The organism is Aliiglaciecola sp. LCG003, from assembly GCF_030316135.1.
In the GTDB taxonomy this organism is placed as follows: domain Bacteria; phylum Pseudomonadota; class Gammaproteobacteria; order Enterobacterales; family Alteromonadaceae; genus Aliiglaciecola.
This window is the reverse complement of sequence record NZ_CP128185.1, coordinates 911,744-924,800: the sequence shown is the minus strand read 5'-3', so window position 1 is coordinate 924,800 and position 13,057 is coordinate 911,744. Positions and strand designations below refer to the sequence as shown.

The window sequence follows — 13,057 nt, the reverse complement described above, 5'->3', positions numbered from 1 at the left end:
GCCCAACCTATAGTTCATTTAGTTTGTTTGCTATTTAGCTTAACCCGCCATAAAAGTGGCTATAGCAATCCCTAGCGGTGTACCAACGATATATCCCGCCACACCTACTAACACACCAGGGGTCACTAAACCGGGCCAGCCTCTGGCCATAGCCAAAGCCGGTGCCGTAGTGGCTCCTAATATCGCCGCATTAGAAGCTATAATAAGCTCTGGCAATGACAATGCCAATCCAGAATCTTTATTACCAGTGATTTTGATTGCGCAATAACTGATTAATGCGCCACCTACAAACACTACAAAAGCATGCACCAATAACAAGATGACGACAAAAGCCAGTAGAATCGGAGCCGTACCAATCAACTTACTCACATCGGCACCAGCAGCAATAGCTGCAAAGAATACAAAGGCTAAAACTAAACCTACACTTTGACCGCCATGCATTTTTTGCATTTTTTGAGGCATCAAGGTCGCTGGAATAACGGCAAAAATAGTGATAAATACATAACGTAAACCAGAGAAGCTATCCTGCCCGTTGGCAAACTGATTGAGCAGTGCCACTGCGCCATCAGATAAGGCCACTACAACTAAGGCAAAGGTTATTGATGCTGCAAGACTAAAACCACTGACGTTCTGTTCTTGTTGCGTCAACAAGGCTTCATCGCCTTCGGCATGGTCACGCTTTGCATATTTGGACATTAACCAGGCTGAAGCGGGCATTAATGCCAATGCAGCCAAGAAAATAGCACTCATTAAATTGTCAACGGCAGTAGCGGCGGAAATGATGTTAGCATCATCAAAACCAGTGGATTGTATGACCGCAGCATAATTAACTGAACCACCGGTATAGGTTGCAGTGAAAATGCCGGCTAAATCCCCTTCCTGCGCGCCTAAATCCAATAAGTTGGCGGCCAAAACTGCCCCCAATGCGGTGCCTATACAAGCTAAAATGAAACCAATACCCACCCGGCCGCTTTCACCGACGATACGCCGAACATCTGCGTGCATAAGAAACAGAGGAATGAGTGCTGGCACCAAATATTGAAATACGAAACCATATGCTGGCGCGTCTTTAGGTATTAAGCCTAAATTCGAGGCTAGAATGGCCCCTAATATTGCCCAAACTGCGCCAGTAACCAATTTACCCCAAGATTTTTGTTCGGCCCAAAAGCCAAATAGCGCTATAGCGAACAAAGCCCCTAATACAGCAAAGTGCTGATCTGCGGAAATTAACGACCCGTCAGTTGAAAACATTGAATGGCTTCCTTGATTGTTTTTAATTTACTATGAGATATGCCCTTTTAGGGCGATCAAATTCGGCCATTAGTTTGCATAAAAAAACCGGACTAAGCAAAAGCTAAGTCCGGTTTGTTTGGCATATAATTAAATTAAGTGATATTCAATGTTGGAATAATCTTTTCTTTAGCTTCAGCGGCTGCTTTTTTGAACACATCCATGCGATCGAAGTTCAAGTAACGGAAGACATCACCGCTCATTGATTCGATCTTATTAGCGTATTCCATGTACTCAGCAGTTGTTGGTATTTTACCTACAATCGCACCAACTGCTGCAAGCTCTGCAGAGCAAAGATAAACGTTTGCTCCATCACCTAAGCGGTTAGGGAAGTTACGGGTAGAAGTAGAAAGTACCGTCGCTCCAGCTAATACACGTGCTTGGTTACCCATACACAGCGAACAACCTGGCATTTCAGTTCTTACCCCTGCACGACCATAAATATTGTAATAGCCCTCTTCCATTAACTGGGCTTGATCCATTTTAGTCGGAGGCGAAATCCATAATCGTGTTGGTAAAGTACCGTTAAATTGCTCTAGCAATTTACCCGCTGCACGGAAGTGACCGATATTAGTCATACATGAACCGATAAACACTTCATCAACTTTATCACCAGCCACATCAGATAATGTTTTTGCATCATCAGGGTCGTTCGGGCAACATAAAATCGGTTCTTTGATTTCGTCTAAGTCAATTTCAAGCACTTCTTTGTACTCTGCATCGCTATCGGCTTCCATCAACTCTGGATTTGCAATCCACTCTTCCATCTTACGTGCACGACGTTCAAGAGTACGAACATCACCGTAACCTTCGTTAATCATCCAGCGCAACATGGTAATATTAGAGTTCAAATACTCTGTAATTGATTCTTTCGAAAGCTTGATAGTACAGCCAGCAGCAGAGCGCTCAGCAGACGCATCAGACAATTCAAATGCTTGCTCAACAGTAAGATGCTCTAAACCCTCAATTTCTAGTACACGACCAGAGAATTCGTTGATTTTGCCTTTTTTGGCAACAGTCAACAGACCGTTTTTAATTGCGTAAAGTGGAATAGCATGGACGAGGTCACGAAGGGTAATTCCTGGTTGCATCTTACCTTTAAAGCGCACCAAGACTGACTCAGGCATATCCAATGGCATAACACCAGTAGCAGCGGCGAAGGCCACCAACCCAGAACCGGCAGGGAACGAAATACCCAGCGGGAAACGGGTGTGAGAATCACCACCAGTACCAACAGTATCAGGCAACAACATACGGTTTAACCAGGAGTGAATAATACCGTCACCTGGACGCAAAGACACACCGCCACGATTCATAATGAAGTCAGGTAGAGTATGCTGAGTGTCAATATCTACTGGCTTAGGATAAGCCGCAGTATGACAGAATGATTGCATGGTAAGATCAGCGGTAAAGCCAAGACAAGCCAAGTCTTTGAGCTCATCACGAGTCATAGGACCTGTAGTATCTTGCGAACCAACAGTGGTCATTTTAGGTTCACAGTATGTGCCTGGACGCACACCATCAACACCACAAGCTTTACCTACCATTTTCTGCGCTAAGGTATATCCCTTGTCAGAATCAGCAGGTTGCTCTGGTTTGCGGAACAAATCAGACACACCCAAACCTAAAGATTCGCGTGCCTTGTCAGTTAAACCACGGCCGATTATTAGGTTGATACGTCCACCAGCGCGGACTTCATCTAATAAAACTTTCGACTTATACGAGTACTCAGACAACACTTCACCAGTTTCATGGTTTAGAATTTTGCCTTCCAATGGATAGATATCGATGACATCACCCATTTCCAATTTATCTACATCAGCTTCAAATACTAATGCACCTGCATCTTCCATGGTGTTGAAGAATATAGGTGCAACTTTTCCGCCAATACAGATTCCGCCACCACGTTTATTCGGCACCCCTGGTAAATCTTCACCAAAGAACCATAATACTGAGTTAGTTGCAGATTTTCTCGAAGAGCCTGTTCCAACCACATCACCGACGAAAGCAACGGGATAACCCTTAGCTTTAATCTCATCAATTTGTCCCATCGGGCCAACTTCACCGTGTTTTTCAGGTGTCAGACCGTCACGGGTCATTTTATACATGGCGCGAGCGTGCAATGGAATATCAGGACGAGACCACGCATCTGGTGCAGGTGATAAATCATCTGTATTGGTTTCGCTGGTGACTTTGAATACGCTAACAGTGATTTTCTCAGCCAAGTCAGGACGTGAAGTAAACCACTCTGCATCAGCCCAAGATTGTAATACGTCTTTAGCGTACTCATTACCGGCTTTAGCTTTTTCTTCCACATCATGGAAAGCATCAAACATCAGCAAAGTGTGCTTTAACTCTTCAGCAGCAAGCTCGGCCAAATCGTCATTATCTAAAGCTTCGACCAAAGTAATGATGTTGTAACCACCGTGCATGTTACCCAACAACTGGATAGCAGCATCTTTTGAAATGAGAGGAGAAGTGGCTTCACCATTTACAATGGCTGCCAAAAAGCCCGCTTTAACATAAGCGGCTTCATCAACACCTGGAGGAACTCGTTCAGAAAGTAGCTCCAACAAGTACTCTTCTTCACCAGCAGGGGGATTTTTCAACAACTCAACCAATCCTGCAACTTGTTCTGCATTTAGTGGCTTAGGTGGGATCCCTTCTGCGGCGCGTTCTTCAACGTGTGTACGATAAGCTTCTAACACTATTTAGCCCTCTTAATATATGAATATAGAATTTTGCGTGGCATAAGTATAAAGGTAAACGCAATAAATATAAATTTTTCAATGCTTTTGTTTACTTATAGCCAGCATACAGTGCACTTATAACGTGCTGAATAAGTGAATATTTAGTTTTGTACATCGGCGCTAAATGGCCTCAATCCAATTTGGCGGTTAAACGCAAAATTTTACCGCCGTCTGTTAGCAGATAGATAGAACCATCTGGGTGTACTTTGATGTCTCGCAATCGATAACCTAAATCGGTCAACAATGACTGTTGCTCTACCGCTTTATTACCGCTCATTTTCACCCAGCGCAATTCTTTAGCTTTTAACGTAGTGACCAATAAGTCACCGCGCATTTGTGGAAACTCCTGTCCATTGTAAACTACCATTGCTGATGGTGCGATGGAAGGTGTCCAGTCAACCAGAGGTTGTTCCATTCCCGGATAGGTTGTAAAGGGCGATATGCTCGCCCCAGAATAATCTCGTCCATAGGTGATAACTGGCCAACCATAGTTTTTACCCGGTTTAATCACATTAATTTCATCTCCGCCTGCAGGGCCATGTTCATGAGAATACACTAGCCCCCTGTTCGCATCATAAACTAGTCCTTGTGGATTTCGATGACCTACACTAAAGACACTGTTAGCAAGAGGTTGTTTCGGATCGCCAGCGAAGGGATTGTCTACTGGGATGCTGCCATCATCGTTAATCCTTAATATTTTACCCATTTGATTATTTAGCCGCTGTGCATCTTCACGATAATCAAAGCCGTCGCCGGATGTTATCAACAAGGTATTGTCGCCGAGAAAAGCCATTTTGGCCCCATAGTGTACCGGTGTATCGCGGCTAGGGTTGACCACCAATATCGTTTGCAAATCGACTAATTGATTGTCCTGCAGTTTGGCTCGAATGACCTTTAACGTATTGCTTTTATCATTGCCTGCGGAGTAGGAAAGATAAATCCAACCATTTTCTAGGTAGTCTGGGTGCAATACTATATCCAGTAAACCACCTTGACCGTTAAAATAAATATCATCAGGTAAGCCCTTGACTGGAGCTCCGACTGTTTTATTGACGACGTGACGCAAAAATCCGCTGCGTTGAGTCACTAAGAATTGATTGTCTGAGATGAACGTCATTGACCACGGATAGGCAATTTCAGCAACAACTTCTTCCACCTCAAATGGATCGGTTTGATTACTCAGCCCATCGAATGAAATTCCACCAGCAACGCAAAAAACACATAATAATGAGCTAATTTTTCGCAGCAACATACAAGGCTCCTTTATCTGTATAAGTTTAGAATAATCACTTTATTTACCAATACCAATAGTTGTTTTGCTTTTGTTCAGATCATGGCAGACTAATCAAACACGATAAATTAGCTAGGAGAACCGTCTTGCAGCAAAGTTTTAAACTCGTTATTGATTTTTTACTCGCCGTTATGTGCAGTTACATTCTAGCCAGCTTATTTCATACCCAAATAATACTGTACGAATTGAGCAAAATAGGCGTTGTAATCAATTTTCAAACCCGCTTATCGACTAGCGTAGACGATATGCTTGGCTTATTACCCGCATATGGTAGTGCTATTGCTGTCGCTTTACTGCTGGGCTTTTTGGTAGTTAAGTTAATTTCAGTACTGAGCAAAAGACAAGTTAATTATTTATATCCGATTGCCGGAGCGGTGGCGATTTTAAGTGCTTTGATGATCATGCATCCAATTTTAGATATTACGCTAATCGCCGGCGCAAGAGAGCCCCTAGGTATAGCCTTGCAAGGCCTCGCTGGCTTATTTGGTGGCTGGGCATTTATGCACCAGCGCAACCCTAAGGTTCACAAACACTAAAGGCGTATTGCACTATTGTTGTGGCAGAACCTAGTGTTTTAGTCACTATAGTGGCGCTGGATAGCCCTAAACATAGCGTAATGTTTCGCGCTCCAATTTTTACTTTTATCGTTGTATTGGTGATTGGCAGAGTTTTTAACGATGACGAGCTGCTGATCGGGATCTATATAAATATACTGGTGATAAATCCCTTGTGCGGCAAATTCATCGTCAGCATCCAATGGGATCCACCATTGATAGCCATAGCCGAAAGCTGAACTAGACGCAGGGTTGTTTTCGCCCACCTGAACATGGGCACCATCGGGTGTAACAGAATCAATAATCCACTGTTTAGGTACGATTTGTTTTCCCTGCCATTGTCCGGCGTTGGCGTACAGCCAACCAAATTTAGCATAATCTCGCAACGCGACGTTCAATCCACCTAGCGCTAACTCCATATTGTAGTCGTCTTTGAGCCAATATAGCGGATACTCCATACCCAAAGGTTGCCAAATCTTGGTATCAAGAAATTCCGTCAAACTTACGTCAAGAGCACGAGTTAACACCATGCCTAACACTTGGGTATCAATACTGACATAATGATTATAGGTTCCGGGCTCGCGTTCTCGCTCCAAGGATGCAGCAAACTCATCCAAAGATGTGCCAAACGCCACCGCTCGGGAAAATCGATTAATATCAGAAAAGAAGTCACCATAATCTTCGTTAAATCTTACCCCTGAGGACATTTGCAACACGTCTTTAATTCGCACACCGTCATACCCGCTGCCGATCAACTCGGGGACATATTCGGTTACCTGTTGCTCAATGTTAGCAATGTAGCCTTCCTCAATTGCGATACCAAACAAGGCTGATAAAAAGGACTTTCCCATCGACCAAGAAATATGCAGTTTGTCTTGAGCATGTCCTTGAAAGTAATTTTCATAACGGATTTGACCGTCTTTTATTACCATAAACCCAGTGGTACCGCTTTGTTGCAAAAATTCAGAAACTGAAAAAGTGTTACCCTGCCATTGAAAAGATTCAGGCAAGGGCGATAAAGCTTGCGGAAAGTGAAAAGGTTCAGTGCTAGCTTCAATCTTGTTGGCATTAAAGTTTTTATACAAGGACAAAAAATTAGTCACTATTTTGTCTTCTTCGTACAAGGTAACGGCAGTATAAAGACGCACTAAATTACTACTGAAAATTAAAGAAAGTAATACAGCCAGCACGCAAACAAAAAGTGCTACTAATTTGATATTTTGTCGTGTGTTCATCGTTGAAATCTATCTGAAAAGTCCATTAAACAAACCTTAACCTAGGCATAACTAAATTGATACCAGTTTGCTTGTTTCTGCCCCTCAACAATACGCATGATACAGAACATAACCCGCAATATAGCGAACGGCTTTATGAAACTTTTCAACGCACTAAATACAACTTAAAAATAACCCCAACCCGTTGAAGTTAATGGATACAAAGGATTTAAATGCTATGCTCAAAGCACCAGCATAAATTATTTAAAAATGGAGTGCAGAATATGGCTGTCATTGGGATTAAGGACATCGCTATGCGGGCCAAAGTTTCCCCCGCTACCGTCTCCAGAGTATTTAGTAATCCAGAGTTGGTGTCTAAAAAAACCTTGGCCAGAGTCAAAAAAGTAATTGATGAAACCGGATATCGGCCGAATCGCATTGGTGCTAGTCTGCGCACCCGAAAAACCGGTAACATTGTTGCGATTATTCCTGACATTACCAAACCTGTTAACGCGGGAATTATCCGCGCTATAGAAAACCGAGCGCAAAGTCGCGGCTACTCTGTATTACTTGGCGATACTCAAGGACTGACTGACCGGGAACACCATTACGCTGAACTAGTCTCCATGGGGCAAGCAGATGGGATCTTGCTTTTTAGCGGTAACCTGCCTTTTAACATAGATGAGTCTCGACCGCTTTATGAACAGATACCGCCTTTGGTGAATGGCAATGAAAGGGCTAAACACTCACAGCTTGTGCAAGTTACTGTTGATAATATTCGCGCATCTGCTGATGCTGTTGATCACCTTGCAGCTTTGGGCCACCATCGTATTGCCGCCGTCACTGGACCTAGCTCAACCCCTAGTTCCCAAGAACGATTACAAGGCTATGTAAATGCATTGAAAAATATCGGAATTGGCTATGAACCTCAATGGGTGATTGAGGGTGACTATGATGTACTATGTGGCGAAACTGCCGTTAATCAATTGATGGCTCTGAAAGAGCGACCCACTGCAATATTTTGTTTCAATGATGACATGGCCATTGGCGTTATGGGGGCTTTGCAGAAACGAGGATTTACCATTCCCGAGGATATTTCTGTGATGGGTTTTGATGACATCCGTTATGCTGAATATGTCACCCCTGCACTCACCACCATACATCAACCTTTAGAAGAAATTGGCAATGCTTGTATTGATGCGCTTTTGGATCAATTGAAAAACGGCATACCTAAACCTTCCTGTGAGTTTTTGCCTCATACCTTAATAATCAGGCAAAGCACCGGCCCGGTGAAAAGTTAAACTATTTTCTTTATGGACTGAGTGTTTTTTTAAGAACAAGCTTTACTCTGAATTGGTTTAATTTTCTCAGGAATACACCGGGAAGCCCTGAGAATAAAGACGTGTTGATTAGATGATAATGAGCCCATTTAATAAGCTTTCGAAAAGATAAAACTAAATTTATTAATTGCCTAGATTGAACTAGTCTTGCAGTCTAGGGTCACAGATAGGTATATCGCTAGAGTTTTTTTTGTGTGTGTGGCACCGTAAATGGTGCTTTAGATGGTGGTCGTCAAATTGGCGATCACCATCTCCCTTTTGCATTTTAGATGCAGGAGGTTAATCCAATATCCTAAACAAAAAGTTAATTTCCCTATCCAAGTTGCACAACCTAATTTCCCCCCAAACAAGCTCTGCATGTTAAAATTCAAAACGGTGGAGTTTTACCTTTAAAACATTAATGGCTGTGCGGAATATCAGAATGTGCATTGCGATTAAGGTGCAAGTCTGTTTCCACCAAATGCTTGTCCATGCCCCATTCACGCATTTTATCCACTGCCCATTGAGCCGTTTGTTTAGAATGGCACTCATTGCAAGCGTTGGGCGAATTATTCAGTCCAAGTTTAACCGACAACAAAGGATTTGGAATGGTCCCCATATTGTGACTACGCACAAAATAATCTATTCCAGACACCTGATTAAGTAAATTCTTGGGCATATGACAGTCATAGCAATAGGAGCCTTGGCTGCCGGTTTTGTGTCTTGTATGCGCGGGCAAATTCTGCACTATAGGTTGATGACAACCGACACAAAACTCATTACTGACTTCACTTGCTTCAAGAATGCCTACCTCAGTTGGCCGCTTATTATTGTGAGGATCATGGCAATCATAACAACGCATGTCTGTGTCTTCATAATGCTTAGAATCAGCAAAAGAACGGAACAAGGTACCCAAGCCTTTAGGGCGACCATCTGGCCATATTTGCAAGGTCGGAAAAGTGCGCCCTGGTACAGATTCGGCTTCGGTAAAATACTCCGATAAGTCGTTTAGCTCACCAGCAAGGTTATAACCTGGGAAGAAAGTCCGATACGCATCCATTCGCTTACGCAGGATGTCTGCTCCATGGCAACGTGCGCACACGCTCAATGCCACGCCTTGCGAGTGGTCCGCCGCATTCATAATATATGGAACAGGCTGCTCGAATAATTTGAGATTGACTAATGACATTACCCGATTGACAGGTTTGTCCTGCATGTAATCAACATGAGCACTGCCTGGTCCATGACACACCTCGCACCCTACACCATCTTCAGTCCATTTCACATTTGCAAAAGTATGCGCTCTATTTTTACTGATCTGCTGTAAATTCGTAGTGTGACAACGAGCACAGTACAAATTCCAAGCGGAGTTGAGTGGTTTCATTTGCTCCCATAGATCTTGCACCGTTTCTGGACTTTGCTCTTGTTCATTCCAGTAAGCAAAAAACTCTCCTCGGGCAACTGACCACTGTACTGGCAGTCTGCGCAGCACGCCTCCTTCCTCTTGGGTAAGGTAGGTCTGACGATATTGATAACCAATAACTTTTTCTATCTTGAAAGGCGTGTAATCTTGCGACCGTATATTTTTAAGCGCTAGGTAAAACTCACCGTTTTGTTTAAAGGATTTAACCGCTGGCTGAGATTTTTCTGGATCGGTATTAAGGTAGAACACACCGTCATTAAAGTTACCTACCACAGTGTTGTCACTCGGCTCATTGGTTATATTATGGTGAGGGGACATTTTCCACCCGTCATAATTAATTATATGACAGTCACCGCACACTTCACTGCCAACATATTCAGCGTGAAAAACCTGAGCGTAGTCCTCTTGACCAAACCAAATAAAGGCGATAATAGCTATGCATAAAACGGGGAAAAAAACTAAGAAAATTCGCATTAGAATAGGGCCGACAACTTGGGCAAAGTAATAATAAATGCAATTGTATAGTAAACTTTTAATATTATTTACTTTTGATCACCTACTCTTTTCGACCATTCACAATGTTGCCTGCTGCCATTGAAATAAATTTAAACTGCACGGACAATCAGAACACTAAGATAATAATTAATGGTGAAATAACAGGTTAAATTCGACAGGGTATTTATACTACCCTTTCGACGGCTTGTAGCGGGAACAACATTGTTGTTAATATTGCCCGCGCTTAGTTACAACTCATTAGGTCATAGGAAGTATTATGGAACGCCGCCCTCAACTCGACTGGTTAAGAGTAATACTTGTCTTTGCGGTATTTTTACACCATGGTTTGATGCCATTTAATGGTGATGATTGGCACATAATGAATACCGAGTCGAGCAAACTGCTTGACGATATTATGGTTTTTTTCGAGCAATTACGATTACCTAGTTTGTTTCTAATTGCGGGCGCCGGAAGTACTCTATTATTAGCAAAAAAATCACCATTAAATTTTACAAAAGATAAATTTTTGCGTCTAGCCTTGCCCCTTTTTGTCGGTATCTTGTTTATTGTGCCGCCACAAACTTATATTGAAAACAAGCCAGATTACGAATCTTTTTTTAGTGCTTTCCCGCTACTAATGCTTGAGTTTAAGACTAATCATCTGTGGTTTATTGAATATTTAGTCGTATTTTCATTGCTTGTTATTCCAATGCATTCAATTTTAAATTCCCGCTATGGCAATAGGCTAAATGCTTTGTTAGAAAGATATACGAGCAAGCCCAATGCCTTGTTTAGCTTGGTCTTAGTGCTTATAGCAATTCGTGTACCTCTGAACAACATATTCCATGGTGATGGCCAGTCTTTGGGAAATCCCGCCTCCGTTATTTACTATTGGTTCTTTTTTGTAGCAGGGATGATATTCATTCAATCCAGTGTCTCGTGGAATAATATAAGGCTACACAGAGCCACTAACGCAAAATGGTTTTCACTTAGCTCTTTAGCTTTCTACCTATATTATTTTTCTCCAGATTTAAGTCCTTATTTATCGGAATTCGTTAGGTGGTCGATTTGGTGGTTGATGTGTTGCCTAGTAGCTTGGTCTGGATTACTTACGATATTTGGTTTCGCTCAAGAATACTTAACAAAGCGTCCTGACTGGCTGAAAATGAGTAATCAATTGATCTACCCTTTTTATATATTCCATCAGACAATAATTGTCGTGTTTGGCGCCTATATCATTGACACTGAACTTAGCTTAGCCGCCAAAGCAATTACATTGATAATCGCGTCTTTTTGTCTTACCACAGGCATATGTGTGCTTTTTATCCGTCCCTTTGCCCCGCTACGCTTTTTGTTCGGATTAAAAACGGGTGCGTAGATGAACTTAACATTCAGGATTTTGCCTGAAAAGGGCATTTCCAGCTTTTTCCCACCGTTCTTCCACTGTATTGATAAATTTCAGAGCCATCTCCGTGGGTCGCTAACATCGGATTTTGTGATCCGCTAAACTTTTTATCTCGCCTGCGGATATGGTCTTTGACACTATTGAATTTTCCCTTACGACGAAGTTCCTCAAATTGTGAATGGAGATTGAACACAACCGCAGGATAGTCGAATTGACGGCTTTTCCGGCAACTATTGGGGTTCAAGCCAATGATAAAAAAGGCTGCACCTCCTAAGCTAAAACTGAAGTCGTCTGATAATGGATCTTTGCTCACACTGGGATCCCAGTTGTGGGAACAGGAGTCAACGTCATGTAAATGTTGTAGTTTACGCCATAGTGCCCTCTCAAATTGCCTTTCACTAAGGTTGTCTGACCCTTCGAAAATACATACGAACGATGAGTACATATCACGAGCGATATCAAATGAGTCGATGAAGTTGTAAATATCAAATAGGATGTCGCCTGGGATACCTCAGGGTCAGAGTAACTTGAAGCTATGCTAATATTATCTGGACAGGCATAAAACACTGCAGGGAAGTAACACTAAACAAGCCTCACGACCACGCGGTAAATACATCCCTGTACGCTTAGCGTTTTCATCCGAGAAAACGATATGTCGTGGCACTTATTCAGCATTCCTTCTTGTGAACATCTAAGCATTCGGTTGATATAAGCTTTTCGCTATTTTCGTAAGGCTCTCACATGGGGGTAAGCGAGGATGTTTTAGGAACGAAGTTCCGCCTGAGCGCACGACCGACATGGATGTCGGGCTGGAGATACCACCATGGAAGGTTGACACCTAGCCGTTTGATACGTGGACAGGCATTGCATGACATTTGAGGGGTTAGGTTTGGTGGTGCAAAATTAACGAAACAAAATGCTGAGCGTAGCGAATTCTAATTATTGAGTTATGTTTGCGCAAGGTGAGGCTGGCTATCTGACGGCGCAAAGCGTGATTACTTTACTAGAGAATCGAGAATACTCCACCCCATAAAGGCACTTCGTTAGCTAAATCGCAGGCATAAAAAAAGGCTACCTAAATAGGTAGCCTTTCTTCTAAATGGGAGCCTGGCAGTGTGCTACTCTCACATGGGGAAACCCCACACTACCATCGCCGCTAATACGTTTCACTTCTGAGTTCGGAATGGGATCAGGTGGTACCGTATCGCTATGGCTGCCAGGCATAAACTGGTTGTCTCGTTTAACGTTGTAGTTAAACCAAACATTAACAAATCTGGAAAAGCGATATCGTAATCAAATCGAGTTGCGTACTCTTG

General features: G+C 42.7%; 9 protein-coding genes and 1 rRNA gene. 3 read left to right on the top strand and 7 right to left on the bottom strand.

Annotation, left to right across the window (positions count from 1 at the left end; genetic code table 11):
• Positions 1-39: 39 nt before the first annotated feature.
• The 3 genes from QR722_RS03855 to QR722_RS03845 all read right to left on the bottom strand — a co-directional run bounded on the left by QR722_RS03855 (position 40) and on the right by QR722_RS03845 (position 5,292).
• The gene (locus QR722_RS03855; RefSeq protein WP_286285423.1) at positions 40-1,251 is read right to left on the bottom strand and encodes a DUF819 family protein; all 1,212 of its coding nucleotides are present in this window, start codon (positions 1,249-1,251) and stop codon (positions 40-42) included.
• A gap of 134 nt (positions 1,252-1,385) precedes the next feature.
• Positions 1,386-3,998 carry a bifunctional aconitate hydratase 2/2-methylisocitrate dehydratase gene (gene acnB / locus QR722_RS03850; RefSeq protein ID WP_286285422.1) on the bottom strand — a complete coding sequence of 871 codons (2,613 nt, stop codon included), beginning with the start codon at positions 3,996-3,998 and terminating at the stop codon, positions 1,386-1,388.
• 172 nt (positions 3,999-4,170) lie between these two features.
• The gene (locus tag QR722_RS03845; protein WP_286285421.1) at positions 4,171-5,292 is read right to left on the bottom strand and encodes a PQQ-dependent sugar dehydrogenase; all 1,122 of its coding nucleotides are present in this window, start codon (positions 5,290-5,292) and stop codon (positions 4,171-4,173) included.
• Positions 5,293-5,417: 125 nt separating this feature from the next.
• Here QR722_RS03845 and QR722_RS03840 point away from each other — a divergent pair, with 125 nt between their 5' ends.
• Positions 5,418-5,867 (top strand): hypothetical protein, encoded by a 450-nt coding sequence (locus QR722_RS03840; RefSeq protein WP_286285420.1) that lies wholly within the window; start codon positions 5,418-5,420, stop codon positions 5,865-5,867.
• A 38-nt stretch (positions 5,868-5,905) separates the two neighbouring features.
• Here the strand turns inward: QR722_RS03840 and QR722_RS03835 are convergent, their stop codons facing one another.
• Complete coding sequence (locus QR722_RS03835) at positions 5,906-7,120, bottom strand: serine hydrolase domain-containing protein (protein ID WP_286285419.1); 1,215 nt, start codon at positions 7,118-7,120, stop codon at positions 5,906-5,908.
• A gap of 263 nt (positions 7,121-7,383) precedes the next feature.
• Between QR722_RS03835 and QR722_RS03830 the strand changes: the two genes are divergently transcribed.
• Positions 7,384-8,400, top strand: a complete 1,017-nt coding sequence (locus QR722_RS03830; RefSeq protein ID WP_286285418.1) for a LacI family DNA-binding transcriptional regulator — start codon at positions 7,384-7,386, stop codon at positions 8,398-8,400.
• Between the two features lie 436 nt (positions 8,401-8,836).
• On the opposite strand, the gene QR722_RS03825 is transcribed toward QR722_RS03830, so the two are convergent.
• The gene (locus QR722_RS03825; RefSeq protein WP_286285417.1) at positions 8,837-10,315 is read right to left on the bottom strand and encodes a multiheme c-type cytochrome; all 1,479 of its coding nucleotides are present in this window, start codon (positions 10,313-10,315) and stop codon (positions 8,837-8,839) included.
• Between the two features lie 298 nt (positions 10,316-10,613).
• On the opposite strand from QR722_RS03825, the gene QR722_RS03820 reads away from it, so the two are divergent.
• Positions 10,614-11,714 (top strand): acyltransferase family protein, encoded by a 1,101-nt coding sequence (locus QR722_RS03820; RefSeq protein ID WP_286285416.1) that lies wholly within the window; start codon positions 10,614-10,616, stop codon positions 11,712-11,714.
• 13 nt (positions 11,715-11,727) lie between these two features.
• Here the strand turns inward: QR722_RS03820 and gntA are convergent, their stop codons facing one another.
• Positions 11,728-12,225, bottom strand: a complete 498-nt coding sequence (gntA, locus tag QR722_RS03815) for a guanitoxin biosynthesis heme-dependent pre-guanitoxin N-hydroxylase GntA (RefSeq protein WP_286287556.1) — start codon at positions 12,223-12,225, stop codon at positions 11,728-11,730.
• 621 nt (positions 12,226-12,846) lie between these two features.
• Positions 12,847-12,962: ribosomal RNA gene (gene rrf / locus QR722_RS03810) — 5S ribosomal RNA — on the bottom strand.
• Positions 12,963-13,057 lie beyond the last annotated feature (95 nt).

Bases quoted from the DNA above. Each gene is read 5' to 3' on its own strand.
- QR722_RS03855 (WP_286285423.1), bottom strand. From the start codon at position 1,251: ATGTTTTCAACTGACGGGTCGTTAATTTCCGCAGATCAGCACTTTGCT.
- QR722_RS03845 (WP_286285421.1), bottom strand. From the start codon at position 5,292: ATGTTGCTGCGAAAAATTAGCTCATTATTATGTGTTTTTTGCGTTGCT.
- QR722_RS03835 (WP_286285419.1), bottom strand. From the start codon at position 7,120: ATGAACACACGACAAAATATCAAATTAGTAGCACTTTTTGTTTGCGTG.
- QR722_RS03830 (WP_286285418.1), top strand. From the start codon at position 7,384: ATGGCTGTCATTGGGATTAAGGACATCGCTATGCGGGCCAAAGTTTCC.
- QR722_RS03825 (WP_286285417.1), bottom strand. From the start codon at position 10,315: ATGCGAATTTTCTTAGTTTTTTTCCCCGTTTTATGCATAGCTATTATC.
- QR722_RS03820 (WP_286285416.1), top strand. From the start codon at position 10,614: ATGGAACGCCGCCCTCAACTCGACTGGTTAAGAGTAATACTTGTCTTT.